Source organism: uncultured Vibrio sp., assembly GCF_947488985.1.
Taxonomy (GTDB): domain Bacteria; phylum Pseudomonadota; class Gammaproteobacteria; order Enterobacterales; family Vibrionaceae; genus Vibrio.
In genome coordinates, this window is sequence record NZ_CANLBV010000001.1 from 104,332 (window position 1) to 130,265 (window position 25,934).

The 25,934-nt window shown below is 46.5% G+C and carries 21 protein-coding genes, 1 tRNA gene and 1 pseudogene; 11 read left to right on the forward strand and 12 right to left on the reverse strand.

The features are described 5' to 3' along the window. Positions 1-5: 5 nt before the first annotated feature. The 3 genes from hldE to Q1A70_RS00440 all read right to left on the reverse strand — a co-directional run bounded on the left by hldE (position 6) and on the right by Q1A70_RS00440 (position 6,060). Positions 6-1,430 carry a bifunctional D-glycero-beta-D-manno-heptose-7-phosphate kinase/D-glycero-beta-D-manno-heptose 1-phosphate adenylyltransferase HldE gene (gene hldE / locus Q1A70_RS00430; protein ID WP_299685283.1) on the reverse strand — a complete coding sequence of 475 codons (1,425 nt, stop codon included), beginning with the start codon at positions 1,428-1,430 and terminating at the stop codon, positions 6-8. A gap of 161 nt (positions 1,431-1,591) precedes the next feature. Next, the gene (gene glnE / locus Q1A70_RS00435) at positions 1,592-4,450 is read right to left on the reverse strand and encodes a bifunctional [glutamate--ammonia ligase]-adenylyl-L-tyrosine phosphorylase/[glutamate--ammonia-ligase] adenylyltransferase (RefSeq protein WP_299685281.1); all 2,859 of its coding nucleotides are present in this window, start codon (positions 4,448-4,450) and stop codon (positions 1,592-1,594) included. Between the two features lie 353 nt (positions 4,451-4,803). Next, complete coding sequence (locus Q1A70_RS00440) at positions 4,804-6,060, reverse strand: methyl-accepting chemotaxis protein (protein WP_299685279.1); 1,257 nt, start codon at positions 6,058-6,060, stop codon at positions 4,804-4,806. A 97-nt stretch (positions 6,061-6,157) separates the two neighbouring features. Here Q1A70_RS00440 and Q1A70_RS00445 point away from each other — a divergent pair, with 97 nt between their 5' ends. Next, complete coding sequence (locus Q1A70_RS00445) at positions 6,158-6,907, forward strand: potassium channel family protein (protein WP_299685277.1); 750 nt, start codon at positions 6,158-6,160, stop codon at positions 6,905-6,907. Between the two features lie 42 nt (positions 6,908-6,949). On the opposite strand, the gene Q1A70_RS00450 is transcribed toward Q1A70_RS00445, so the two are convergent. Continuing rightward, positions 6,950-8,467, reverse strand: a complete 1,518-nt coding sequence (locus Q1A70_RS00450; RefSeq protein WP_299685275.1) for an inorganic triphosphatase — start codon at positions 8,465-8,467, stop codon at positions 6,950-6,952. A 207-nt stretch (positions 8,468-8,674) separates the two neighbouring features. On the opposite strand from Q1A70_RS00450, the gene Q1A70_RS00455 reads away from it, so the two are divergent. From Q1A70_RS00455 to Q1A70_RS00465, 3 genes are all read left to right on the forward strand, one after another. Continuing rightward, positions 8,675-9,355: a TIGR00153 family protein gene (locus tag Q1A70_RS00455; protein ID WP_299685273.1), complete on the forward strand. Its 681-nt coding sequence runs from the start codon at positions 8,675-8,677 to the stop codon at positions 9,353-9,355. Positions 9,356-9,483: 128 nt separating this feature from the next. Continuing rightward, positions 9,484-10,746, forward strand: a complete 1,263-nt coding sequence (locus tag Q1A70_RS00460; RefSeq protein WP_299685271.1) for an inorganic phosphate transporter — start codon at positions 9,484-9,486, stop codon at positions 10,744-10,746. 206 nt (positions 10,747-10,952) lie between these two features. Beyond that, positions 10,953-11,564 carry a TIGR04211 family SH3 domain-containing protein gene (locus Q1A70_RS00465; protein WP_299685269.1) on the forward strand — a complete coding sequence of 204 codons (612 nt, stop codon included), beginning with the start codon at positions 10,953-10,955 and terminating at the stop codon, positions 11,562-11,564. 112 nt (positions 11,565-11,676) lie between these two features. On the opposite strand, the gene Q1A70_RS00470 is transcribed toward Q1A70_RS00465, so the two are convergent. Next, positions 11,677-12,672 (reverse strand): general secretion pathway protein GspB, encoded by a 996-nt coding sequence (locus Q1A70_RS00470; protein ID WP_299685267.1) that lies wholly within the window; start codon positions 12,670-12,672, stop codon positions 11,677-11,679. Continuing rightward, positions 12,672-14,345, reverse strand: a complete 1,674-nt coding sequence (locus tag Q1A70_RS00475) for an AAA family ATPase (protein ID WP_299685265.1) — start codon at positions 14,343-14,345, stop codon at positions 12,672-12,674. Before Q1A70_RS00475 ends, Q1A70_RS00470 begins: the two co-directional genes overlap by 1 nt. A gap of 36 nt (positions 14,346-14,381) precedes the next feature. Between Q1A70_RS00475 and Q1A70_RS00480 the strand changes: the two genes are divergently transcribed. Continuing rightward, positions 14,382-15,698: a multifunctional CCA addition/repair protein gene (locus Q1A70_RS00480; RefSeq protein ID WP_299685263.1), complete on the forward strand. Its 1,317-nt coding sequence runs from the start codon at positions 14,382-14,384 to the stop codon at positions 15,696-15,698. 113 nt (positions 15,699-15,811) lie between these two features. Here the strand turns inward: Q1A70_RS00480 and Q1A70_RS00485 are convergent, their stop codons facing one another. Genes Q1A70_RS00485 through folB form a run of 3 tightly spaced genes read right to left on the reverse strand, consistent with a single transcriptional unit; the run spans position 15,812 to position 17,469 of the window. Further along, a complete protein-coding gene (locus Q1A70_RS00485; protein WP_299685499.1) occupies positions 15,812-16,615 on the reverse strand; it encodes an undecaprenyl-diphosphate phosphatase in 804 nt (267 codons plus the stop codon). Between the two features lie 15 nt (positions 16,616-16,630). Further along, the gene (gene folK / locus Q1A70_RS00490; protein WP_299685261.1) at positions 16,631-17,113 is read right to left on the reverse strand and encodes a 2-amino-4-hydroxy-6-hydroxymethyldihydropteridine diphosphokinase; all 483 of its coding nucleotides are present in this window, start codon (positions 17,111-17,113) and stop codon (positions 16,631-16,633) included. Beyond that, entirely contained in the window at positions 17,110-17,469 is a 360-nt protein-coding gene (gene folB / locus Q1A70_RS00495; protein ID WP_004735969.1) for a dihydroneopterin aldolase, read from the reverse strand. Before folB ends, folK begins: the two co-directional genes overlap by 4 nt. Before the next feature lie 138 nt (positions 17,470-17,607). Between folB and plsY the strand changes: the two genes are divergently transcribed. Further along, positions 17,608-18,204, forward strand: coding sequence for a glycerol-3-phosphate 1-O-acyltransferase PlsY (plsY, locus tag Q1A70_RS00500; RefSeq protein ID WP_299685255.1), 597 nt, complete (start codon positions 17,608-17,610; stop codon positions 18,202-18,204). A gap of 43 nt (positions 18,205-18,247) precedes the next feature. Here plsY and Q1A70_RS00505 read toward each other — a convergent pair whose 3' ends face one another. Both Q1A70_RS00505 and tsaD read right to left on the reverse strand, forming a co-directional pair. Then, positions 18,248-19,063 carry an alpha/beta fold hydrolase gene (locus Q1A70_RS00505; RefSeq protein WP_299685252.1) on the reverse strand — a complete coding sequence of 272 codons (816 nt, stop codon included), beginning with the start codon at positions 19,061-19,063 and terminating at the stop codon, positions 18,248-18,250. A 103-nt stretch (positions 19,064-19,166) separates the two neighbouring features. Then, positions 19,167-20,204, reverse strand: coding sequence for a tRNA (adenosine(37)-N6)-threonylcarbamoyltransferase complex transferase subunit TsaD (gene tsaD / locus Q1A70_RS00510; RefSeq protein ID WP_299685249.1), 1,038 nt, complete (start codon positions 20,202-20,204; stop codon positions 19,167-19,169). A 257-nt stretch (positions 20,205-20,461) separates the two neighbouring features. Between tsaD and rpsU the strand changes: the two genes are divergently transcribed. From rpsU to Q1A70_RS00535, 5 genes are all read left to right on the forward strand, one after another. Next, positions 20,462-20,677 (forward strand): 30S ribosomal protein S21, encoded by a 216-nt coding sequence (gene rpsU, locus Q1A70_RS00515; RefSeq protein WP_004396009.1) that lies wholly within the window; start codon positions 20,462-20,464, stop codon positions 20,675-20,677. Between the two features lie 25 nt (positions 20,678-20,702). Further along, positions 20,703-21,146: a GatB/YqeY domain-containing protein gene (locus tag Q1A70_RS00520; protein ID WP_299685245.1), complete on the forward strand. Its 444-nt coding sequence runs from the start codon at positions 20,703-20,705 to the stop codon at positions 21,144-21,146. A gap of 119 nt (positions 21,147-21,265) precedes the next feature. Further along, complete coding sequence (dnaG, locus tag Q1A70_RS00525; protein ID WP_299685242.1) at positions 21,266-23,017, forward strand: DNA primase; 1,752 nt, start codon at positions 21,266-21,268, stop codon at positions 23,015-23,017. A 99-nt stretch (positions 23,018-23,116) separates the two neighbouring features. Next, on the forward strand, positions 23,117-24,961 hold the full coding sequence (rpoD, locus tag Q1A70_RS00530) for an RNA polymerase sigma factor RpoD (protein ID WP_299685239.1): 1,845 nt from the start codon (positions 23,117-23,119) through the stop codon (positions 24,959-24,961). A 164-nt stretch (positions 24,962-25,125) separates the two neighbouring features. Further along, positions 25,126-25,201: transfer RNA gene (locus Q1A70_RS00535), tRNA-Ile, on the forward strand. A gap of 174 nt (positions 25,202-25,375) precedes the next feature. On the opposite strand, the pseudogene Q1A70_RS00540 reads toward Q1A70_RS00535, so the two are convergent. Then, positions 25,376-25,771 (reverse strand): annotated as a pseudogene (locus tag Q1A70_RS00540) (integrase); the annotation flags it as partial. Positions 25,772-25,934: the final 163 nt, after the last annotated feature.

Consider the following 25,934-nt stretch of genomic DNA (forward strand, 5'->3'; position numbering starts at 1 on the left):
TAGCCTCAGCCGCCTTTGATCGCTTTAATGATTTCCGTCGTCGAACAACCATCTTCAAAGTTGAGTACTTTAACTTCGCCACCAGCAGCAATCACTTCTTCACCACCTGCAATCTCTTCGGGCTTGTAATCTCCACCTTTGACCAGAATGCTTGGCAGCACTTCCGAGATCAAACGCTGTGGCGTGTCCTCAGAAAATGGAACCACCCAGTCAACTGCACCTAAGCCAGCCAATACCGCCATACGACGATCGGTTGGGTTCACAGGACGACCCGGACCTTTCAAGCGTTTTACGGATTCGTCAGTATTCACCGCAACGATCAAACGATCGCCTAATTCAGCCGCGTGATTCATGTAAGAGACGTGCCCTGCGTGCAAGATATCAAAGCAGCCATTGGTCATGACCACCTTCTCGCCTTTCGCACGCGCACGCTTCACCGCTTCAACCAGTGCCGCTTCAGAAATCACGCCGTAGTCGGTATCTTGACTGCCGTGAATCGCTTCCGCTAATTCAATCGTAGACAGTGTGGATGTGCCAAGCTTGCCAACCACCACACCCGCAGCAGCATTGGCTAACGCACACGCTTCATCCAATGGCTTGCCAGCAGCAACCGAAGCAGCCAGTACCGAGATCACCGTATCACCAGCCCCCGTCACGTCGTACACTTCTTTCGCTTGAGTCGGTAGGTGGAATGGTTCCAAGCCTTTACGAAGTAGCGTCATCCCATGTTCGCTGCGTGTCACCAGCAAGGCTTCGAAATCAAACTCTTCAATGAGTGCGATCCCTTTTTCGATCATCTCTTCTTCAGATTTAACCTTGCCAGCCACCAATTCAAACTCAGCCATGTTTGGCGTAAGCAAGGTAGCACCACGGTAACGTTCAAAGTCTGCGCCTTTTGGATCAATAAACACTGGAACCTTGGCAGTACGCGCTTTTTGAATAAAGCTTTGCACATGCTCCAAAGCCCCTTTCGCATAATCAGATAGGATCACTGAACGCACATTTGGCAGCGCTTGCTCCATACGAGACAGCACCAGTTGTGGATCCGTATTTTCAAATTTGTCTTCAAAATCAAGGCGGATCAACTGCTGACCACGACTCATCACTCGCAGTTTGGTGATCGTTGGGTAATCTTCCAATTCAACGAAGTCACACTTAACTTTAAGTGCACCCAAGGTGTTTTTTAGCACCTCAGCCGGTTCATCTTTACCTGTTAAACCAACGACATGAGCATGACCACCAAGTGAAGCGATGTTCATCGCTACGTTAGCCGCACCACCGGGACGCTCTTCGTTATTTTCTACTTTTACAACAGGTACAGGTGCTTCCGGTGAAATACGGCCTGCAGGGCCATGCCAGTAACGGTCTAGCATGACATCACCGACAACAAGAACACCTGATTGACTGTAGTCAGGTAGAATTGGTTTCATTGTGAATCTCCAAAAATCGAATCTGGCTAGAGTCTAGCACACTGATTACAGTGGCTAAACCATAGAAAAATGAGTAAAAGCCGATCACGGCTGGTACTGCGGTCAGCAACCGATAAGCCATAGACCGCGCAGCGAAAGTGGCTCAAATAAAGCATACGCCGTTACTCAGGCTGCGCTTCCATCCATTGCTGCCATGCTTGCACCACATGCGCTCTTTCGTCGGTAAACTTATCTATCGCGACATCGGCATCAAGATTAAGCAGATTACGATGGTGAATTTCATCGCGGAGCGTTGTATAAGCATGGATAAGTGCTATTCCCTGTTGCTCGTCCATGATCCCTTGTGTCTGCAGGCTTTCAAAAATTCTGACATTGTCACACCAACGGGTGAGTTTCGGTTTCTCATGGCTGTATCTAAGCACTAAATACTGCGCCAAAAACTCAATATCGGTAATCCCACCCGCATCTTGTTTAAGCATGAATCTATCGGCTTTTTTGCCTCCCAAATGATCACGCATTTTTTCTCGCATATCGACCACTGATTTTTTGAGCGTTGCCTCATCACGCGTAAGAGATAACACCTCATGTCGAGTTTTGTTAAACGCAGAAGCCAATGGCTCATCACCGTAGATCATACGCGCGCGAGTCAAAGCCTGGTGCTCCCATGTCCACGCATCATTGTGCTGATACTCATCAAAGGCATCGGTAGGGCTCACCAATAAGCCAGAGGCTCCTGAAGGACGGAGACGGGTGTCGACCTCATACAAAATACCAGAAGCGGTTCTGGTCGAGAAAATATGAATAATTCGCTGCGCCAACCTTAGGTAAAATTGGCGTCCGTCGATCTCTTTCTTTCCATCCGTATAGATGTGTACCGGGCAGTCGTGCATAAACACGATATCAAGATCGGAGTTGTAGCCAAGCTCCCAGCCGCCCACCTTACCATAGCCGACCACCGCAAAGCCGCGACCTTCACGATCTTTAATATGGGTTGGCTCACCGAACTTGGCTGAAACTTGTAACCAAGCTTGGCTAACCCCAGCCTCAACTATCGCCTCAGCCAAATAAGTAAGGTGATCACTGACCGCCATAACGGGCAATACGCCTGCAATATCAGCGGCGGCGATTCGCAAAATACAGGTCTGCTTAAACTGACGCAGGCCTTCCATCTGCTGCTCCATATCATCTTCAGGAATGCGAGCGAGGTAATCACGCAGCTCTGTCTTGTAAGAATCCAATGGGACTGGGTTATAGAGCTGCTGAGGATCAATCAACTCATCCAACAAAATTGGATAACGACCTAGCTGCTCCGAAATCATCGGGCTTGCGGTACATAGGCGCACAAGCTGAGTCAGCGCAGCAGGGTGCTCATCCAACAACTCAAGATAAGTGGTACGGGTGACTATTTTATGCAAGAGATGCAGCACTCGGGACAAACCAAACTCGGCATCTTTATTGGTATATAGCGCTTGAAAGACTTTAGGCATTAAGCGATTGAGCACTTCTCGCCCACGTGGGCCTAAGGTTTTCTTCGCCAAATCTGCCTTAAATTGAATGATCGTTTTAACCGCCTCCTGAGGACTGGCCACTGCAATATCATTCTGTAAAACATGCTCAATCACATCCGGTTTATGGGCCATATCCCACAGCTCACTAAAGTGACTTTCTATAGGGTTCGCATCCTCTTCGTCCACTCCAATTAAGTCTTCAAACACGGTATGGACATTCGCCATATGCACACGAGTCGCTGCGTTCAAACTATCCCAATCCGAGAATTGCATCGCGATAGCAAGTTGCAACTGTTCAAATTCACCATCGGGTAACGTCTGAGTTTGCTTGTCTGCCATCGCTTGCAGCAGATTTTCTAAGCGGCGCAAAAACAGGTAAGCCTCACGCAAATGGCCGACCTCTTCGCCTTCTAACAAATGCAGTGATTCGATAGCGTCTAAGGTTTCCAGTAGCCCTCGACCACGCAAGCTCGGCTCACGGCCACCACGTATCAATTGGAAGACTTGAGCGATAAATTCCACTTCGCGAATACCACCAGAACCAAGCTTGATGTTGTTCGAGAGACCACGACGACGCACTTCGCTGCTGATCATTGACTTCATACGGCGTAGTGATTGGATCGCACTAAAATCGATATAACGACGGAACACAAATGGGCGCAGCATCTGACGAAGCTCTTGGTATTCAGGGTACATCTCACTGCCCATCACTCGCGCTTTGACCATCGCGTAACGTTCCCAGTCGCGCCCCTGCTCTTGGTAGTAGTCTTCCAGTGCGGCATAGCTCATCACAAGTGGACCGCTCTCACCGAATGGGCGCAGGCGCATGTCGACTCGATAACAGAATCCATCAAAGGTTTGTTGATCCAGCGCCTTGATGATCCGCTGCCCTAAACGTGTGAAAAACTGCGCGTTGGCGATACTGCGCCTTGCGCCTTGCGTTTCACCATTTTCAGGATAGGTAAAAATCAGATCGATATCGGAAGAGAAGTTCAGCTCTCCGCCACCGAGTTTGCCCATACCAATGATCAACATAGGCTGCGCCTCGCCTTGCTGATTGCAAGGTGTGCCCCACTCTTTACAGCAAATATCATATTGCCACTGGTAGGTCTCAAATATCATCGCCTCTGCCAACATCGATAAATGACTTAAGCTCTGCTCTAGCGGCCATGACCCCATAAAGTCACGCCAAGCGATATAAGTCATCTCTCGATTACGAAATTGGCGCAGTACGTGCTGACCACTCATTTCATCGGCACAGTCAGCAAGCAATGTGGCGAGTCGCTCACGATACCCTTCAGCACGCTCTTCACATGCCAACATTTCAGGTAAGGTCTTTGACAACAAAGTGTCGCGCTGTAAACAGTCACCTATAAAACTGCTTAAAGCTAATACTCGCTTGAGCTCGTCAATTAGAGGGTCAGACCAAGTGCTGATGGCGTCGCTTTGATGCTCTAACAACTGTTCGAAAGCAGACTGCGAATGAGTGACGATTTGAGAAGGCAATGGCATGTTTCTTCCTTGTATAAGTAGTACGCCGACGTATAAGTGGTGCGCTGAACAATCGGTTCCGTTCTTTGGTAAATGGCTTGAGTTCTTAGATAAATAGTTCTTTAGCTCTCGGCTAAATAGTTCTTGGCTAAACAGCTCTTAGCTAAATAGCTCTTAAGTTCTTAGGTAAGTCGTTTCTGTTGAAGCCGCTCTTGAGTCGAACAGCTTTAACAGACGAGTTTTAATCACTAAAGATAAGTTATACCAAAGTTACGCCAATAAAAAACGCCCACATCAACAATGTGGGCGTTTTCATCGGCTAACTGATTAAGTGAAGCTAACTCTTAGAGTAGAGGTAAGAGCTGAGCTTAAGGTTAAACCTTAAACTGCTTAATCTCACCGTCGAGCTCTTCTGCGTTAGTCTGCATGATCTGAGACGTCTCCAGTAACTCACTTACTACTACCACTGACGCTTCAACCAGTTCACGAACATTGGTTAGGTTGAGACTCATCTCTTCAGCCACGCTGCTTTGCTGCCCTGCTGCCGTCGCGATCTGGAAGTTCATATCATTGATTTGGTTGACTTGGCTTACGATGCCATCGAGTTCAGAACCAGCGTTAGTGACCAGATCAACACCTTCGGCTGCTTCGACAACACTTTTTTCCATCAGCTCCACTGCTGAGTTTGCGCTGCTTTGTAGGTGGCTGATCATATCTTGGATCTCTACCGTTGCTTGCTGTGTACGCTGGGCAAGGTTACGAACTTCATCCGCAACAACCGCAAAACCACGACCTGCTTCACCCGCACGTGCCGCTTCAATCGCAGCATTAAGTGCCAGTAGGTTGGTTTGCTCAGAGATACCTTGAATAGTGCCAACCACACTGCCAATTGAGTCAACACGCTCTTCCACTTGGTTGACAGCAGCCGATGAGGCTGCGATATCGGAAGACAACTCACTCATCTTAGACACCGAACCCTGAACAAATTTTTGCCCCGTTAATGCTTGACCTGAAGCTAACTCGGTCAGTGATGAGGCACTTTGGGCATGCTCAGCAACGGTTTGAACTGTAGAAGTCATCTCACTCATTGCCGTCGCCAGTTGATCGATCTCGTTGAACTCTTCTTGGGCGGACTCTTTGGTTTCCGACATGCTAATAGCCATCACCTCAGTCAATCCAAATAGCTCATCGGAAGAGGCCAATTGCGTTTTGATCATGGTATTTAATTGCACGCGCGTTTTCTCTAATTCACGAGCAACATCGCCATATTCATCTTTACAATCCATCTGAATCGGCTGCGACAAGTTTTTATCGGCCATGGTTTTAATCGCATCGTTCAAGTATTGCGTTTGACGCAGCATCACACGAGCGGCTGCTAATAGAAGCACCACAAACACAGAGATCATTAACGCAGTTTGCCATGCAACTTGCACGAGGTAAGCCTCATAATGCTGTTGTGCTACTTGAGTATTGTTGGTTGCAGCAAGCAGTGAATCGTAAAACGTACTGGCGTCCCATAGTTGCTTCGAAATGATCAAAATAGTGCTGAAGACCATTAACATGATCAGTTTTGGTACGAGGCGAACATCGGAAATAGCCCTTTCCCACGGCTTAAATGACAGTTTAGTCATTGTCAGTACTCCATTAATTCTTATATATTGGTGGCCTTTATCTCCGCGAGGTGGTTATTCCAGCCAATATTCGCGATTTATTTCGAGCCTCATATGAATGTCAAATAATATCAAAGACACACCCACGCCGATGAGCTTATTATCACTGATCCTATCTTTCTTAGCGTTATTTGTGATCTCAGGCTTATTGTTTGCACCGATTGATAAAGAATCGAAACAAGTTCTTATCGGCCTCGACTTTATAATCTGTTGTATTTTTCTTTTTCAGCTCACGATTGATCTGTTCAGATCAGAAAACAAAAAAGAGTACCTCAGGGTACACTGGATCGATTTCTTGGCAAGCATTCCCATGATCGAACCACTGCGTTTCGCTCGCATTTTTCAGATATCGCGAGTGATTCTTGTTCTTCGCTCAAGCAAGCGGATTGTCTCCGCGTTGTTTCGCAACCGCCATGAGACCACGCTAGCCTCGATCATCCTACTATTAGTGATCTTACTGACGATTGGCGCAGGTACGATCCTTCTGTTAGAGCATCAAAATCCCAATGCCAATATCACGACGGGGGATGATGCGCTGTGGTGGGCGTTCGTCACGATCAGTACCGTGGGATACGGTGATCACTACCCAGTGACGACTGCGGGTAAATTGGTGGCATCGCTGGTGATCATCAGTGGTGTGGGTGTTTTTGGTATGATTTCAGGTTTAATAACGTCTTTAATCACCTCCCCGACTCACCACGAGAATCAACGAGCCGAAAACAGAGAGAGGTATCTAGAGCAGATCATCGAGCAACAAGCCAAAATTCTCGAACGACTAGAGAAGCTGGAGCAGCAGACAAAAAAATAGGGCCTCAGCCCTATTTTTCAAATTGGTATTCTATCTTACTGGTTAATCTTGCCAGTACGGCTCAACCTCGATACTGATTTGACGGGTCTGCTCCATCGCATGCAGGATCGACACTTCTTGGCGTGCTAGCCAGCGTTCAAGTTGAACCCGTTCGTCACCTTCCAGCTTCTCAGTTAAAGGTGTCAGCGTTCTTAGCATTAATAGGTCATCAATGCCTTGCACCATATCAGCCCATGGCAAGCGGAAACTATTGCGCTCATCGGCATCATACAAGCCAGCAAAACCGACACCGGAATAGAGGTTACGCATTAAGCGATATTGTTGATCAATATACGCTTGGCTGGTCATCACTCGCTCTGGCGGGAATGCTTCCATGAGTTCCGCCCACGTGCGATCAAGCTGCTGCACCGAGAACCACTCAATACCACGCGCCATTTGTTCGCGCGCTTTACTATCTAAAAACGGCTGCCAGCCTCGAGACAAGATCCAACGGCTCAGATCCAACAACAAACCGGTATAACGGGCTGAGCTCAATAACGTCAACAAAGATTCACGATCTGGCAGCTGCTGTTGCATCTCTTTTAGCTCAGCCACTAAGAACTTACGCGCATCGAGTTTGCGCAACACATGGCCTTTATCTTCCAGCAAATCTTCGAAGTGGTCATAGCTTTTTAGCCACTCAAGCTCTTGCTCGAGCCACTTTAACTCTTGACGTAAAATCGCACTGGCACGTCGTGGAACAATGCCGCCATAGATGGTGAAGGTTTGGCGAATAAAACTCAGCGAGTGGCTGATCTCATGCAACGCTTCAATCGACTGACGCTCAGTGAAGATCTGCTCGTGATAATGCCAATGAGCGAGAGCATGCTCTAAAGATTGAATGAAACACGATTCAACGGTGTCACTTTTGTCAGTATCGACTAAAGTCAAAGGAGTGACTTCATCGCCTTGATAACCTTGAGCAAGACGGTAACCCTTAGCCGCTTTACTAAGGTTGCCTAGGCGCATGCCACCTTGTTCGCAGAATTGACGAGACAGTGTAAATAGAGCATCAGTTTGACCAGATTTAAGCTCCAGTTCGACTTCGCAAATTGGCTCTTGCTGGTCGCCTGATTCAACAAAGCCTTGATCAAAAGCCACCTCAACTTGGCTACCATCTGGCATACCAATCAACCACTGCTCACGAGTGAAGTTAGTAGAGAACAGAGGTGTAAGCTCAGCTTGCAACGTTTCGATGTCTTTACCTGCTGGCCAGATATCTTCTGGGTGCAGAGCGAGTTTAGGCTGATTGCTGTCATGTTCAGCGTTGTATTCCGGCCTTTGATGCAAGCCAGCAACCACGCGTCCTGCGGTCTTTACGGTTTGTACAAATACGTCATCAAAGCGTCGAATGCGCAAGCCGGTATCGTGCTTACGTAGCCAGTTGTCAGGGGTGTCAAAGTAGATGTTACCTAGCTCGCGACAACTGTGCTGAAGTACTTTAGTTTCAGCAATTTTATTGCGTAAAGTCTCTGAAAAATCAGGAGAAACAAAAAACTTCAGTTCTATCTCGGTTTCCATAGTTATACCTTTCTGTGAAGATAGGGACAGGATATTGCCAATTTGAAAACTCAGCAAGTCACAAATATCGCGCTTATCATGATCTAAAACAGTTTTAATGAGAGATTGATTAGGTTAACATGCGCGCCTTTGTAGCCATCGTTTAACATTTCACCATGAATATGGTGTATGTTGTTTTAAGGTTATTATTTATTAGGTTGGATGACCATGCCAGTAAATACGATTATGGGGTTATTTGCAAAGTCCCCAATTAAACCTTTGCAGCGTCACGTAGTATGCGTGAATGAATGTTGTTCTCACCTAGTAAATTTCTTTGAAGTTTCTTCAAAGGGTGACTGGGAAAAAGCATCAGAAATTCGAGCTCAAATTTCTCACCTTGAGAAAGAAGCTGACGTACTAAAACGTGAAATTCGCCTGAAACTTCCTCGCGGTTTGTTTATGCCCGTTGATCGCACCGATATGTTGGAGCTATTAACTCAGCAAGACAAACTCGCAAACCTAGCGAAAGACATTGCTGGCCGTGTATATGGTCGTCAACTTGTCATTCCTACTCCTTTGCAAGACAATTTCATTGCTTACGTGAAGCGTTGCCTAGATGCAGCGAACCAAGCACAAAACGTAATTAATGAACTAGACGAGTTACTTGAGACGGGCTTTAAAGGTCGTGAAGTGACACTCGTTGCTGAAATGATAAATCAATTAGATGTAATTGAAGATGACACGGATGCGATGCAGATCGAACTGCGCCAACAATTAATGGCGATTGAAGATGGTCTGAATCCAGTTGATATCATGTTCTTATACAAAATTCTTGAATGGGTTGGTGGTATTGCAGATCAAGCACAGCGCGTCGGCGCTCGTCTTGAAGTAATGCTTTCTCGCTCTTAAATCATACGTTAACCATATAACGAAGAACATTTTTCAACCAAACCACTTATGCGCTGAGTATTTCTCTCGCTGAGCGGTTTTTTGCGTCTAAATTTGTTCCGCTTGTTATCAAACAACTAGGTATTACGATGGATATCCTTGCTAATTACGGCACTGTCCTGATTATTGTTGCAGCAGCTTTCGGTTTCTTGATGGCTATTGGTATTGGTGCAAATGACGTTGCGAACGCAATGGGCACCTCAGTAGGCTCTAAAGCTCTAACCGTAAAACAAGCGATCATTATCGCAATGATCTTTGAATTCGCAGGTGCATACCTTGCTGGTGGTGAAGTTACCGATACGATCCGTCAAGGTGTTATCGAGACATCTCAGTTTGCAAACCAGCCTGAAGTACTCGTGTACGGCATGATGTCGGCGTTATTGGCGGCAGGTACATGGCTATTGTTAGCTTCGTACATGGGTTGGCCGGTTTCTACCACTCACTCTATCATCGGTGCAATCATCGGTTTTGCTTGTGTGTCTGTAGGTACGGAAGCGGTAGACTGGAGCAGCGTTCAAGGCATTGTGGGTAGCTGGCTTATCACACCCGTTATTTCAGGCTTCTTCGCTTACGTTATCTTTGTGAGTGCACAGCGACTGATCTTTGATACCGAAAACCCGTTATTTAACGCGAAGCGCTTTGTACCGGTATACATGTTCATCACAACGATGGTGATTACGCTTGTAACCATCCAGAAAGGTCTTAAGCACGTTGGTCTTCACCTAAGCACCACGGAAGCATGGCTATGGTCTATCGGTGTATCTGGCCTAGTAATGGTCGGTGGCTATTTGTACATCCAGAAGAAGTTTGCTGATCGCGAAGAAGATCGTGGCTTTACTGGTGTAGAAGGCATCTTCAGCGTACTGATGGTGATCACGGCTTGTGCGATGGCATTCGCACACGGTTCCAATGATGTTGCGAATGCGATCGGTCCATTGTCTGCAGTGGTATCAACCGTTGAAAACATGGGCGAGCTGACAGCGAAAAGCAGCATTGCTTGGTGGATTCTTCCTTTAGGCGGTATTGGTATCGTCGTTGGTCTTGCAACAATGGGTCATAAAGTAATGGCAACCGTTGGTACTGGTATCACAGAACTAACGCCTAGCCGTGGTTTTGCCGCTCAACTTGCAACGGCATGTACTGTAGTACTGGCTTCTGGTACTGGTCTGCCAATCTCAACCACTCAAACTTTGGTTGGTGCGGTATTAGGTGTCGGCTTCGCTCGTGGTATTGCCGCGTTGAACTTAGGTGTTGTACGTAACATCGTTGCATCTTGGATTGTTACGCTGCCTGCAGGTGCGCTACTTGCTGTTGTATTCTTCTACGCTCTTGAAGCTGTATTTGGCGTATAATCGTCATTATTACTAGTGAGAGCTAGCGTCAGGATACTGTGAGCTTCAGTGGTGATATGTAAATGCCATGTCATTATTGACTCAAACGCACAGAAAGGGAGGCTTTGCCTCCCTTCTTTGTTGCACCCTATAAAGAAACTAAATATTATTTGCGGATTGAGGCTGACTCATACGCCTATCCAATTTGAATCGTTAAAGGATTTACTGTGAAAAAACTGATTAGCTTAGTTTTGTTCGCAATGCTTGCGGCTCCCGCTGCCTTTGCACAAGACCGTTATATTGCTGATAAACTATTTACTTATATGCATTCGGGACCAAACAATACCTTCCGTATCATTGGCAGTGTTGATGCTGGCGCAAAAATCACTTACCTACAAGCAGACAAGAGCACTGGATACACTGAGATCCAAGACAGTCGCGGCCGTAAGGGCTGGGTTGAAAGTAAGTTTGTCAGTACGCAAGAAAGCATGGCACTGCGTATGCCTAAGCTAGAAAAAGAACTGACTGAAGTGAAAAGCAAGCTCGCTAATGCGCGTCAAAGCGCCGATAGTGAAAAAGCAGGGCTAGCAAGCTCTCTTGAGTCTCGTAACAAGCAAATTGCTGAACTTGAGCAAAGCTATAGCGACATGAACCAACAACTCACTACGGCTCAAACAGAGAACCGTGAGCTGCGCGCTAAACTAGATACTCAAAAAGACGACCTACTATTGAGATACTTTATGTACGGTGCTGGTGTCGCGGGTATTGGTCTACTACTTGGCCTACTCCTGCCGCACATTATGCCTCGTCGTAAAAAATCACCCAACGGTTGGACTTAAGCTTAATACGCAGATTAGGTACAGTAAATTCCGTATCGAATATCAAAAAGGAGCACCGAGGTGCTCCTTTTTATTTGCTTATTATCGAAGTACCTATAGAGCTAACGGCTATCTAGCCTTTCCATTCATACAGTGCTGGGATCTGAATCCTCTGCTGATTAAACTCAATAATCACCGATTGCGGCTTAATCTCAAGTAGCTGAATATCATGACCTATCCACTCCCCTTCCGCGACTTCTAGACCATTCACTTTCACCCAGCGCTTAGTTTCGCCGCTTGAATACATATGAGTTTGTAGGTTTAGCTTAGGTAATACCCCAGACAAACTATTCATATGATTTTCTAGCTCTATGACCTGATCATCTCTATGCCCTGCGGGTCTAGAGTCCATCGGTTCCGCCGTGTTTTGTTGGCTCCCCATAATGGATTCCAGTGTCAATGCCAAGCCGGGTGAAAATTCACTCAGGTCTAGCCCTTGCAGCAAATCACTGTCTGATTGTAGGTCACTATTTGCTTGCTGATCACTGCTTGGTTGCCGAACAATCGTTTCATCGCTTGCGGCTGGCTGAACGCTTGATTGAACCGGTGACGACTCAGAACTGGCTGTCATTTGGGTGTTGTTATCAGCATTTGCTAAGATCACCGCTGAGCCACCAGCCGTGTTGGTATGATTAGAATTAGAATCAGAGTCAACCTGCGCATACTTTTCTTGGCGTGGCAATGCTTTCAGCTGTTGACTCGCCGGTGCTGGGCGAACAGCAAACAATGCACCTTCTTCCTTAGATTTACCATCCATGCTTGCTATATCGGCATCAACAATTTCAAGATCAACGTTTGATTGAGTTGTTGATTCTGGCGCAGCTACATTGGCCGCTTTGTTCACCGGTTCTTGTTGTTGGCTATACGTTTGATAAGCCAGAACGCCCCCCACCAACAAAGAAGGTATCAAGATTAAGAGCAACCCCATCGCTAACGATGACCCTCGTTTATTGCTAAGCCCTTTTGCAGAACTAGGAACATGATGATTCTGGTAGCCTTTGAAGGCTGGTTTATTAATAGAAGGCTGTTTAAGCTCATGTATATTAAGATCATGCATAATCCGTGACATTAGCCAGCACCTCCATCGAGTAACATCAATTTAGGGGCGTCGAGTTGAGCTAGCCTTTGTAACCTTGCTAGCGTACGTTTACCGGCGATGCCATCGACCGACATTCCTTGCCAGTTCTGGAAAGCTTCCACTTTCATTTTTAGATCCTTGTCGAACACATCACTGCCAGATACCACTTCACCAAGCACCTCAGAAAGCAACAGATCAAGCACAGCAATCGCCTCACCTTGATAGCCCTCTTTGAGAGTCTCTCTTAGCGGCTGCTTCCATATAGCGACATACTCGCCGTGCCAAATCTGCTCTAAGGACTGCTTAGGCATCAACAATAATTGCTGGTTAACAAGTAGCTCGACAGACTCTTCAGACGCACTATAAAGCACAGCATACACAGACTCTTGGTCGACGCTGAGATGAAGCACCACAGGCACTCCCAACTTAAGTAGCGCCTTTAAATGCGACTGTTGTTGTTCGCATACAAAGACGCTTTGTGGCTCATTTAAGCACAGGCCATCACGTAGCGAAGACTGATATCCCCACAAGGTATATAAATCCTTGATAGCCACAGAGCGGTTGGTTCCTTGTATCAAATGCTGTTGAATATGCGCTGGCAATGCAAATGTTGAGGGCTTAGGTTCGGCTATCAGGTGCGGCGTATTGGTCATCACAGCACGTTGTGTGTCAGGTGATGAGGGCTCAGCTTTTGCATCGCTTGAAGATTCAACGGACCGCCATGAATCTAAATAATCAGGGGCAAAGTGAAAGGTCGCGATGGCAAGACCGACGCTTAGCGCCGCAATCCCTGCATATTGGAATAACTTGGCCGCAAGATGGGAGGCTCGAGGTTTATCGACATGATACACCTCTGCCTGAAAAGCCATGACTTGTTGACACGCTTGGTTAACCGTTGCATTACTAGGAACTGGCTCTCCATTGTGCACAGCCAGCTGCAGAGCTTTATCGCACACCAAGTTAATAAGCCTTGGAATACCATGCGTATATTGAGTGATCAGCTTGATGGTACGATTCGAAAACAACATCTGCTCACCACCCGCCATTTCTAAACGAAACGCGATGTACTTACCGGTTTCTTCAGTATTAAGAGGCAGTAGGTGATAACGACCAGTAATGCGCTGTGCTAACTGACGTAGCTGCGTGGTTTGTAAGTGCTGTTGTAATTCAGGTTGGCCGACCAACAGTACTTTTAGCAACTTACGGCTGTCAGTTTCTAAGTTAGTCAGAAGGCGTAGCTGCTCCTGCACACCGGCAGCAAGGTGCTGGGCTTCATCAATCACCAATAGGGTTTGAATGCCTTCAGCATAGCTATCAAGTAAGAAATGATGAATGGCCTGACTCAGTTGTTTGAGCGATGCCTGTTCCGGGTACTCGACCTCAAACTCATCGCAGATCGCTTCAAGTAAATCCGTATTGGAAAACGTAGGGTTAAGTATAAAGCCAGCCTGAGTGTGGCTATCAAGAGAAGACAACATCGCCTTCGCAACCGTTGTTTTCCCTGTCCCCACCTCACCAGTGAGCATGGCAAAGCCTCCACCCTCACCTAATCCTGCTTTTAGATTCTGTATCGCCTCTTGGTGGCGTTGACTCAAAAACAAATAACGAGAATTTGGTACAATCGAAAATGGCATCTCAACGAAGCCAAAATATTCCTTATACATGTGCTGCCCTATAATTACGATAAATGGAAAGTACCATTGCTTGTCATAAAGTCCAGCAGTAATAAAACATTTCGAGGTGATAAGTTGCAAATTTACGATAGCCTACCAAAAGACAACGAGCTTCAACGCTATCTAGTCGGTGGTGCAGTACGTGATAGGCTGCTCAATATCGACAGCGATGACAAAGACTGGGTAGTGGTCGGTAGTACTCCTCAACAGATGGAAAACCTTGGCTTTACCGCTGTCGGCAAAGACTTCCCAGTATTCTTGCATCCTAAAACCAAAGAAGAGCACGCATTAGCTCGAACAGAACGAAAATCCGGCTCGGGTTACACAGGTTTCGAATGTTATTTTGCGCCAGATGTGAGTTTGGAAGAAGATCTGATGCGCCGCGATCTCACCATTAACGCCATCGCACAAGATGATCAAGGCCAACTTTACGATCCTTATCATGGCCAGCAAGATCTCTCAGATCGTATTCTTAGACACGTATCCGATGCCTTTGTTGAAGATCCGCTTCGAGTGCTGCGTGTAGCTCGCTTCGCAGCCAAACTTCACCACCTCAACTTTACGATTGCACCTGAAACCATGGATATGATGAGTGAGATCGTCGAATCGGGTGAACTCAAGCACCTGACCGCCGAACGAGTATGGCAAGAGTGGCATAAATCTCTCAGCACGTCGCACCCTGAGGTGTTCCTTTCCGTTTTAAAAGAGTGTGGGGCATTAGCGGTAGTATTGCCTGAGATTGACGCTCTATTTGGTGTCCCTCAGCCTGAAAAATGGCACCCTGAGATCGATACTGGTATCCACACTCTGATGGTGGCTCAACAAGCTGCACTTTTAAGCCCATCGTTGCCCGTACGCTTTGCCGCTCAAGTCCACGACTTAGGTAAAGGTGTCACTCCAGAGAGCGAATGGCCAAGCCATAAAATGCACTGCCATACGGGGGCGAAGATCATTAAGACACTGTGTCAAAGAGTCAGAGTACCCAATGAATTCAAAGATCTGGCGCTACTGGTGTGTGAACTGCACTCTAATATTCATCGAGCAGGCGAACTCAAGCCAACCACCTTCCTTAAGGTTCTCAACAAGTTCGATGTTTGGCGTAAACCAGACAGGCTCAACGACATTCTTCTATGCTGCCAAGCTGACCACGCTGGTCGTAAAGGTTTAGAAGATCAGCCTTATCCTCAAAAGGCTCGCTTTGAAACGGCCTATCAAGCGGCACTTCAAGTTGAAGTAAAAGCGATCATTGCCGATGGCTTTCAAGGCAAAGAGATAAGGGAAGAACAAGAAAAGCGCAGAGCTGCCGCCATTGAACACGCGCTAGCAGAACTCGAAACAAATTAAGCTTCATCAACTCGCTGTAAAAATCAGGTCGAAAGATCAACACGCCCTAAAAAGCCCGCGTTTGAAGCGGGCTTTTTGTTTCAACCTTTGGGAGTCAACCTTTAAAAAATCAGTTACTGCATCATCAAGAAAGCAAACAGACCACAACCTAAAATCAGGCGATAGATCACAAAAGGTGTCATGCCCATGCGTGAGATAAGCTTCAAGAAGAAGTGAATACAGATATAAGCACTGATGAAAGAAACCACGATCCCCGTCAATAGGGTGCCAACTTGCACGGGATCGCCACTGACCACCAACTTCAAGCCCAAGTAACCACCAGCCAGCGTGATGATGGGAATAGACATCAAGAACGAGAATCGAGCAGCGGCTTCACGAGTAAAGCCAAGGTAAAGCGCCGCAGTAATGGTTGCGCCAGAGCGAGACGTGCCTGGGATCATCGCCATCGCCTGAGCCAAACCAATAAACAACGCCTTTTTCCAACCTGCTTGGTATTCGTCATCACGTTGGCTTGAGTTCTTATCCACCCACCATAGCAATAGACCAAAAACGATGGTAGTAGTGGCAACCACCCACGCACTGCGTAAGTAAAGCTCGATAATATCTTTCATCAATAAGCCAAAGATACACGCTGGAATTGTCGCGAGGATGATCATCCACGCCAGCTTGGCTTCCTTACTGCGATCCCCTTTAAACAGCGAACCAAAGAAAGCGCTCAAAAGCGACACCACTTCTTTACGAAAATAGATCACCACGGCCGCCAACGTCCCCACATGGACAGCGACATCAAATGCTAAACCTTGATCTTCCCAGCCTAAAACAGCAGAAGGAAGGATTAAATGTGCAGAACTGGAAATAGGAAGAAACTCAGTAAAGCCTTGCACTAACGCCAAAATAAACGCTTCTAAATAACTCATCATTTACCTTATAAATTATAATGTTATATCTACAACAGAGAGCGAGTCTAATTGCTGCATCTTCTGCCATATTTCACTGACGGTTCGACCGTCTTGCGGGATCACTCTCGCAGGACAGAGATCATAAAGGGGTTGTGTGACAAAAGGATATTTATAAATATCACTGCGAGGCAGTTCAGGATCACTCTTAGAAACCAGATCTCCAAACAGCACAATATCCAGATCGAGCCTTCGATCTTGCAGCTTATGAGCGTCTTGAGAGCGACCCCATTTAAACTCAATATTACGCAGTTGCTGTGAAAATTCAGTCAATGAGAATGATGTGTCGAGCTCAATTACAAAGTTATAAAACGGATGGCTATTAAAGCCCACGGGCTCACAATGATAGATTTTAGAGCATTTAAGGTTAGTTCCTAACGATTGAAGCTCTGTCCATGCCACCCTTGCATGCTTGTCGCGGTCTATGTTCGTGCCAACACCAACATAGGCTATAGTCATGCTTGGCCTCGTTCGATGATCACGCCCACCGCTTTGGCTTGTGGCACTGCGCCCGGTTTCGCTAAACGGATCTTAATCCAAGGCACAGAAAATTGAGTCATGATCAATTCAGCGACTTCTTCAGCCACGCGCTCAACCAAGAGAAAACGGCCATTCGCAATGTGATCAAGCACCGCAGTACTCACTGTCGAATAATCCAAAGCATCCACCACATCATCACTCTTACCTGCTGGGCGATTGTCATGAGCCATTTCAATATCAAGCACAAGCTTTTGTTTGATCTCTTGTTCCCAATCGTAAACACCGATCGTTGTAATTACTTCTAACTGTTCAATGAAAACTTTATCCAGTGCCATGACTTGTCCTTTTAGAGGTCGGATACCCAAATTAGGGAAAAAAACGTATTATTTGCGTAATTCGAGATATGATATCAATTACTCTTGGGTTGAGCATTATTTTCCCACCGTTAGGTTTATAACCGTTTAAGGACAGACATGACCCCATTGGCACTTATCATGATCATTGCTGCCTATCTGTTAGGTTCAATCTCTAGTGCGGTCTTGATATGCCGAGTATTAAGGCTTCCTGACCCGAGAACGGTAGGCTCTAATAATCCCGGAGCCACCAATGTACTGAGAGTAGGAAGTAAAGGTGCTGCGGCCTCGGTTCTACTTTGTGACATGCTCAAAGGCACCATTCCGGTGTGGCTTGGCTACTTTCTCAATATCGACCCAATTATCTTAGGTATCGTCGCAATTGCTGCCTGTCTTGGTCATATGTACCCGATATTTTTCCATTTCAAAGGTGGCAAAGGCGTTGCCACCGCACTCGGCGCTATCGCCCCAATTGGGTTTGATCTAACGGGTATGATCATGGCAACTTGGTTAGTGGTGGCGTTTTTGTTTCGTTACTCTTCTTTAGCGGCATTGGTGACGGTGCTACTAGCGCCTTTCTACGCTTGGCTCGTAAAACCTCAATACACACTGCCCGTCGCCATGCTGTGCTGTTTGATTGTATTGCGCCACCATCAGAATATTCGTCGCCTACTCGATGGCAGTGAGCCAAAACTCGGGCAAAAAAAATCGGCTTAAACTCTCATGTCTAAACCGACCCATAATATTCAGTATTTAAAGCTTACAGCAGATGTTTATCTAAAAACGCCTTCAGCATTGTGTTCACAAACTCAGGTTGCTCTAGCGAGCTAATATGACCCGCGCCAGGGATCACCACAAATTCACTGCCGGTAATACAATCGTGCATCAGGTACGACTCAAGTACCGGACGCGGCTTATCTTCTTGGCCAACCGCAATCAAAACTGGCAGTGCAAAGTTCTCTACCGATTCAATCATATCGCGGCGTCCAAACACCATTCGACCAATACGCGCCACTTGTTCAGCTTGCTCGCCCTCAAGTGTTGTTAGGCGCTGAGTAATGCCTTCCACTAAAGCTGGCGTGTTGATTTGAACATCGTTGGAGAAAAACAGTGGCACCACCGCTTCAACAATCGATGGCGAAATCTTCTTGGCTTCGGTGATGTTATCTAACATATTGAAATATTTGGTGTGGGCCACTTCTGGCTCTAGACCAACGAAGGTATCCATTAACACCAAAGATTGGATGCGAGCAGGTGCAAGTTCCGCTAACTCAGCCCCCCACATGCCGCCAACCGATAAGCCAACCACTGAGAATTCTTCAATGTCTAAATGATCAAGCAGAGCCAAAACATGCTGAGCGTAATTTTTCAGGTTACGCATCGAACTCGGAGCCGCTTGAGACTCACCATGAGCCCAAAGGTCTGGAACAATACAGCGATACTGAGTTTTTAAGGCATCGATCTGCGGCTTCCACATTGCACTATCCCAAAGGTAGCTGTGGCCTAAAACAACAGCAGGGCCTTGCCCCTCATCTAGGTACGCCATCGATTGGTTGTCTATCGTGAACTTGTTCATTTTCTTTCCTAATCTCTATCAGCCATTATTTATCGACATATTGTCGGTAAGCTAGGATATAAAAACGGTCGCACGAGGCGACCGTTTATCGAAACACTATGATTTATTTGGCGGTTGGTTCTGATTGAGCAATAGGCTCTAATTGGTCAATAGGCCAACGCGGTGTTGCATGAACGGATAAATCGGCCGTTTCGCCATTCTTCAGGCGCTGCATGCCCGCATAAGCAATCATCGCACCGTTATCAGTGCAGAACTCAGTGCGTGGATAATACACATCACCGCCCACTTTCTTAGCCAGTGCCTCAAGCTCAATACGCAGCTGTTTGTTGGCACTGACACCACCTGCAATCACGATACGTTTCATGCCCGTTTCGACCAAGGCACGCTTACACTTGATCACTAAGGTCGCACAAACGGCTTCTTGGAATGCGTAAGCGATATCAGCACGCGTCTGGTCATCATTGTCGTTGTCACGAATGGTGTTCGCTGCGAACGTCTTCAGGCCAGAAAAGCTCATATCGAGCCCCGGACGATCGGTCATTGGACGCGGGAATTTAAAGCGACCCGGTGTGCCTTTTTCAGCAAGTCGGGAGAGCAGAGGTCCCCCTGGGTAATCTAACCCCATCAGCTTGGCAGTTTTATCAAACGCTTCGCCCGCCGCATCATCAATTGACTCACCCAGAATTCGGTATTCACCAATGCCTTTCACTTCTACCATCATGGTATGACCGCCAGAAACCAGCAACGCCACAAAGGGGAAGGGCGGTGGATTATCTTCTAGCATTGGCGCAAGAAGGTGGCCTTCCATATGGTGAACAGGCACTGCAGGTACGCCCCAAGCGTAAGCAATACTGCGCCCAATCGTTGCCCCTACAAGCAGCGCGCCGACCAAGCCAGGACCTGCGGTGTAAGCCACACCATCAATGTCTTTCGAGGTGAGGTTCGCTTCCGCTAATGCCGCTTTAACCAGTGGAATGGTTTTTTTTACATGGTCACGCGAAGCGAGCTCAGGTACTACGCCACCGTAATCGGCGTGCAGCTTGACTTGGCTATATAATTGATGAGAAAGCAGCCCCTGCTCATCATCATAAATCGCGATTCCTGTTTCATCACAAGAGGTTTCAATACCAATAATGCGCATAATTTTCTCGGCACGCTTTCGTCTACAATGGGAAATTAGCGTAATATTACCCTGCCTAAGCTCTTCAAACAAATATTGTACAGACTATAATCGACAAAGTGCTTTACAAAGCCACTGTGATCGGATTAAAATTCCGCACCATTTTTGATCAAGCTGGTTAATGGCCAAACGCAAATAGAGAGTTAGCTCAATGGTAACTTCTCTGATTTGGTACTGAGTAACTAGCGATAATGAATAACCCCTGAGGTGAAAGGCATATGCCAATAGTTAAAGTACGTGAAAACGAACCGTTCGACGTTGCACTACGTCGTTTCAAGCGCTCTTGTGAAAAAGCAGGTATCCTTTCTGAAGTGCGTCGTCGTGAGCATTACGAAAAGCCAACTACAGTTCGCAAACGCGCTAAAGCAGCAGCTCAAAAGCGTCACGCTAAAAAGCTAGCTCGCGAAAACGCACGTCGCGTTCGCCTGTACTAATAACTTAATCCATAAGGACTGAGTTATGGCTCTTATTGAACAACTCAAAGAAGAGCAAAAATTAGCGATGAAAGCCAAGGACAAACCGCGCCTTGGCACTATCCGCTTAGCTCTTTCAGCAATTAAGCAACGTGAAGTTGACGAACGGATCACTCTGAACGACGACGACATTATTGCTATATTAGTTAAAATGGTTAAGCAACGTCGCGATTCTGTTGCTCAATATGAATCCGCAAATCGTCAAGATCTTGCTGATGTGGAACAAGCAGAAATTGCTGTACTTGAAGGCTTTATGCCTCAACCGTTAACCGAAGACGAAGTTATTGCACTACTTGATAGCGCAATCGCTGAAGCTCAACCAGCGGGCATGCAAGACATGGGTAAAGTAATGGCTATCTTGAAACCACAAATTCAAGGGCGTGCAGATATGGGTAAAGTTAGTGGTTTAGTTCGTTCTAAACTCGCTTAATCCCAAATCAAATTGCAACAAGCCGTGCAATCCTTCGGAACGCACGGCTTGTTTGTATCTGTCACCCATTCAAACTATCATTACCCACACTCCCAGTTAGTGCATTTTTCTAAGGTTTTATGGCCGGACACATCCCGCGTAGTTTCATCGATGATCTCCTAGCGCGTCTCGACATTGTCGACATTGTAGACGCACGCGTGAAACTTAAGAAAAAAGGCAAAAACTACGGTGCTTGTTGCCCGTTCCACAACGAAAAAACTCCCTCTTTCAGCGTAAGCCAAGAAAAACAGTTTTATCACTGTTTTGGTTGTGGCGTACATGGCAATGCCATCGACTTCATGATGGAGTTCGAACGCCTCGATTTTGTCGAAGCCATTGAAGAACTTGCTTCATTTCTAGGATTAGATGTCCCAAGAGAGCAACGCAGCGGTGAGATATCCACAGCACCAAGAGCCAACAGCGAACAAAAACGCAACCTCTATGATTTGATGAGCGGAATCAGTAATTTTTACCGCTCTCAACTGAAGATCTCAACTAACAAGCCCGCGATTGAATACCTAAAGAACCGTGGCCTTTCTGGTGAAATCGTCCAGAAGTTTGGTATTGGCTATGTGGCCGACGAGTGGGACTTGGTTCGTAAGAACTTTGGTCAGCAAAAAGAAGCCCAAGACATGCTGGTTACTGGCGGCATGTTGATAGAAAACGATAAAGGCAACCGATACGACCGATTCCGTGGACGCGTAATGTTCCCGATCCGAGATCGTCGTGGCAGAGTGATTGGGTTTGGCGGTCGTGTATTAGAAGACGGTACGCCAAAATACCTAAACTCGCCAGAAACACCTATTTTCCATAAAGGTAAAGAGCTTTACGGCCTTTATGAAGTAATGCAAGCCTACCGCGAACCGCCTCAAATACTGGTGGTTGAAGGTTACATGGATGTCGTAGCACTCGCGCAATATGGTGTTGATTACTCAGTGGCATCACTGGGCACCTCGACCACGGGTGACCACGTTCAAATGTTGTTCCGCCAAACCAGCACAGTGGTTTGTTGTTATGACGGTGACCGAGCAGGTAAAGAAGCCGCATGGCGCGCATTAGAGAACGCATTAGAGTTTCTAAAAACGGGCAATACACTGAAGTTTCTGTTCTTGCCCGACGGTGAAGACCCAGATAGCTATATACGAGCACACGGTAAAGAAGCGTTTGAGCAGCTGGTATACAATGCTACTCCGCTCTCGACCTACTTGTTCGATAACCTCATCGAAATACATAAGCTAAACTTAGGCACGACCGAAGGGAAATCGGCACTGCGAGCACACGCTAGCGCCTTGATTAATAAAATCCCTGACAGTTACTTCCAAGAACTGCTCGAAAAATTACTCGATGAGCGAACTGGATTTGATAACCAATTGAGGCGAGCTCGTGTTCAAACAAAGAACCCGACTCCTCAGCCGCATAAAGAGATCAAGCGCACTCCAATGCGTGAAGTTATCGCTTTGCTTATCCAAAATCCGAGCTATGCTGATATGGTACCGGACTTATCAAGCGTGCATGGTTTGCCGCTGCCTGGGCTAAGTTTATTCGTCGAATTACTTGATAAATGCCTCACTAATCCCCATATCAACACCGGGCAGCTATTAGAGCATTGGCGACATGATAAACACGAGACTCTTCTGTCTCGTCTTGCGAGCTGGGAAATCCCCCTCGACGAAGACAATCAAGAAGACATATTTTTAGACTCATTGGACAACATTCTTGCCCAGTGCGTTGAAAAACAAATTGAAAACCTGCAGGCCAAAGCAAGAAGTGTCGGTTTATCAGCCGAAGAAAAAAGGGAGCTACTCGCTTTAATGCGAGATCTAAAAGCGTAACCCTGTTTGATTAGTCAGCATTGAATAAATTTGTTAGCATTATTGGTTTGCATTTGAGAATGCAACGTCCTTCACCAGACCTGAAGTTGGATATCATCTATGGATCAAAATCCGCAGTCACAGCTTAAATTACTTGTTATTAAAGGCAAGGAACAAGGCTATCTGACCTACGCCGAAGTAAACGACCACCTACCTGCAGAAATCGTGGATTCTGAACAGGTAGAAGACATCATTCAAATGATCAACGACATGGGCATTAAGGTAGTAGAAACTGCACCTGATGCTGATGATCTAGCACTGAACGATGACGATGCCAATATAGATGAAGATGCAGCTGAAGCTGCCGCTGCTGCGCTTTCAAGCGTAGAAAGTGAGATTGGCCGTACGACTGACCCAGTGCGTATGTATATGCGTGAAATGGGTACCGTTGAACTATTGACTCGTGAAGGCGAAATCGACATTGCGAAACGTATTGAAGATGGTATCAATACGGTTCAATTATCAGTTGCTGAGTACCCTGGCACTATTCCATACATCTTGGAACAGTTTGACCGCGTACAAGCAGAAGAGATTCGCTTAACAGACCTAATCAATGGTTTTGTTGATCCAGACGACGATGGTACAACAGCGCCAACAGCAACGCACATCGGTTCAGAGCTTGCTGAAACAGATCTGGAAGACGAAGACAAAGAAGATGTTGATGATTCAGAGGACGAGGAAGAGGAAGATACAGGTATTGATCCTGAACTTGCTCTTGAGAAGTTCACTGCACTTCGTACCAGCTTCCAAAATCGTCAGCTAGCGATCAATGAATACGGCCATGAAAGCCCGAAAGCCATGCTTGCAACAACGATGATGCAAGACGTATTCAAAGAATTCCGTCTAACGCCAAAGCAGTTTGATTACCTAGTCAACGAGCTTCGCACCTCAATGGATCGTGTACGTACTCAAGAACGCCTAATCATGCGTCAAACGGTTGAGTACGGCAAAATGCCGAAGAAATCGTTCATTGCTCTATTTACGGGCAACGAATCAAGCGAAGCATGGTTAGATGAAGTGCTTGCTTCAGACAAACCATACGCAGAAAAGATCAAACGTAACGAGCATGACATCCGTCGATCAATCCAAAAGCTGGATATGATCGAACGTGAAACTTCTCTTACTGTACAAAGCATTAAAGACATTAGCCGTCGTATGTCTATCGGTGAAGCGAAAGCACGCCGTGCCAAGAAAGAGATGGTTGAAGCGAACTTACGTCTAGTGATCTCGATTGCTAAGAAGTACACAAACCGTGGTCTACAATTCTTGGATCTGATCCAAGAAGGTAACATCGGTCTGATGAAGGCGGTAGATAAGTTTGAATACCGTCGTGGTTATAAGTTCTCGACTTACGCTACATGGTGGATCCGTCAAGCAATCACTCGTTCGATTGCCGACCAAGCTCGTACGATCCGTATTCCGGTTCACATGATCGAAACGATCAACAAACTAAACCGTATCTCTCGTCAAATGCTGCAAGAGATGGGTCGTGAACCACTTCCGGAAGAGCTGGCTGAGCGCATGCAAATGCCTGAAGACAAGATCCGTAAAGTACTGAAAATCGCTAAAGAGCCAATCTCAATGGAGACACCAATCGGTGACGACGAAGATTCGCACCTAGGTGATTTCATCGAGGATACAACTCTTGAGCTACCTTTAGACTCTGCAACGGCAACCAGCCTACGTGGTGCAACTAAAGATGTTCTTGCTGGCCTAACACCTCGTGAAGCGAAAGTACTGCGTATGCGTTTCGGTATCGATATGAACACTGACCACACTCTTGAAGAGGTTGGTAAGCAATTCGACGTAACTCGTGAACGTATCCGTCAGATCGAAGCAAAAGCACTGCGTAAACTTCGTCACCCAAGCCGTTCAGAAACTCTGCGCAGCTTCCTAGACGAATAATCGCTATTGTGATGTGATGCGCTTTTAAGCACAAATAACAAAAGGTGAGCATTGGCTCACCTTTTTTGTGCCTGCGAGATTTAAGTGGCTAAAATCTAAGCGTAATTACCCCATATAGTGTCTAGACACCATGGTAAGCTTCCCCTATAATCTATCCCCTATACGGCCCCTTAGCTCAGTGGTTAGAGCGCACGACTCATAATCGTTCGGTCCCCAGTTCAAATCTGGGAGGGGCCACCAAATTTAGAAAGGCGTAGAAGGTTAGTACCTACTACGCCTTTTTTACATCTATAGATTATGGGTGTAGTTATGGGTGCAGTTAGCGTATAGCTTAAGGCTCCCACTTAGCGCACACTAACTATCTAATTCAATTATGAAATACTGTGTTCGCATCACAAGCATAAGAATTTCATCCTAACGTCCCAAATAGACGGCTGTAACCTCTTCTCTCCCATGACCTAATTCTTCACTAATTTGTGTCCTTATTTCTTTTACTCGTTCATACAACTTACTAGGTAACTCTCCTCTCTTTGGACCACCTTTAGCAGGACACGGAAAACCGACCAGCTCAAGATAGCGTTTTTGCGCATACGCATGCCTCAAGCCATGAGCCCTATCTATCCCCATTTTTATACAAGCTTGTTGGTAGCGTCCAAGCTGCGTGCTGTAGAGCGACTCCGGAGGGATTAATGAACCAGCGCCGACCCATACTTTTAACTCATCAAGCAACGCCCTCTGCTGTTGAGTTGTAATGGGTATATCTCTAGGGCGAGCCCCTTTTGTTTGAACTAACCTTAGAAATTGCCCTTTACGGCGTTTTTCAAGGTAGTTGTCATCATTTGCTTACTTATTAAGCAGCTTCTCTTTCTGGGTTTAGGTGTACTTCACCAACTGGCTTACAGTTCCTGATAGCACCAGACCATCGTTCAGGGTTTAGCTGTTTTGCAGCGAGTAATACCTCAGCTCGGCGCTT

What these genes read in the sequence shown, in the direction of transcription:
- Q1A70_RS00470 (WP_299685267.1), bottom strand. Translation starts at nt 12,672, where the DNA reads ATGTCACGGATTATGCATGATCTTAATATACATGAGCTTAAACAGCCT.
- hldE (WP_299685283.1), bottom strand. Translation starts at nt 1,430, where the DNA reads ATGAAACCAATTCTACCTGACTACAGTCAATCAGGTGTTCTTGTTGTC.
- Q1A70_RS00485 (WP_299685499.1), bottom strand. Translation starts at nt 16,615, where the DNA reads ATGAGTTATTTAGAAGCGTTTATTTTGGCGTTAGTGCAAGGCTTTACT.
- Q1A70_RS00440 (WP_299685279.1), bottom strand. Translation starts at nt 6,060, where the DNA reads ATGACTAAACTGTCATTTAAGCCGTGGGAAAGGGCTATTTCCGATGTT.
- Q1A70_RS00450 (WP_299685275.1), bottom strand. Translation starts at nt 8,467, where the DNA reads ATGGAAACCGAGATAGAACTGAAGTTTTTTGTTTCTCCTGATTTTTCA.
- folB (WP_004735969.1), bottom strand. Translation starts at nt 17,469, where the DNA reads ATGGCACTGGATAAAGTTTTCATTGAACAGTTAGAAGTAATTACAACG.
- Q1A70_RS00475 (WP_299685265.1), bottom strand. Translation starts at nt 14,345, where the DNA reads ATGTATAAGGAATATTTTGGCTTCGTTGAGATGCCATTTTCGATTGTA.
- dnaG (WP_299685242.1), top strand. Translation starts at nt 21,266, where the DNA reads ATGGCCGGACACATCCCGCGTAGTTTCATCGATGATCTCCTAGCGCGT.
- Q1A70_RS00445 (WP_299685277.1), top strand. Translation starts at nt 6,158, where the DNA reads ATGTCAAATAATATCAAAGACACACCCACGCCGATGAGCTTATTATCA.
- tsaD (WP_299685249.1), bottom strand. Translation starts at nt 20,204, where the DNA reads ATGCGCATTATTGGTATTGAAACCTCTTGTGATGAAACAGGAATCGCG.
- plsY (WP_299685255.1), top strand. Translation starts at nt 17,608, where the DNA reads ATGACCCCATTGGCACTTATCATGATCATTGCTGCCTATCTGTTAGGT.
- Q1A70_RS00505 (WP_299685252.1), bottom strand. Translation starts at nt 19,063, where the DNA reads ATGAACAAGTTCACGATAGACAACCAATCGATGGCGTACCTAGATGAG.
- Q1A70_RS00520 (WP_299685245.1), top strand. Translation starts at nt 20,703, where the DNA reads ATGGCTCTTATTGAACAACTCAAAGAAGAGCAAAAATTAGCGATGAAA.
- Q1A70_RS00455 (WP_299685273.1), top strand. Translation starts at nt 8,675, where the DNA reads ATGCCAGTAAATACGATTATGGGGTTATTTGCAAAGTCCCCAATTAAA.
- rpsU (WP_004396009.1), top strand. Translation starts at nt 20,462, where the DNA reads ATGCCAATAGTTAAAGTACGTGAAAACGAACCGTTCGACGTTGCACTA.
- folK (WP_299685261.1), bottom strand. Translation starts at nt 17,113, where the DNA reads ATGACTATAGCCTATGTTGGTGTTGGCACGAACATAGACCGCGACAAG.
- Q1A70_RS00460 (WP_299685271.1), top strand. Translation starts at nt 9,484, where the DNA reads ATGGATATCCTTGCTAATTACGGCACTGTCCTGATTATTGTTGCAGCA.
- glnE (WP_299685281.1), bottom strand. Translation starts at nt 4,450, where the DNA reads ATGCCATTGCCTTCTCAAATCGTCACTCATTCGCAGTCTGCTTTCGAA.
- rpoD (WP_299685239.1), top strand. Translation starts at nt 23,117, where the DNA reads ATGGATCAAAATCCGCAGTCACAGCTTAAATTACTTGTTATTAAAGGC.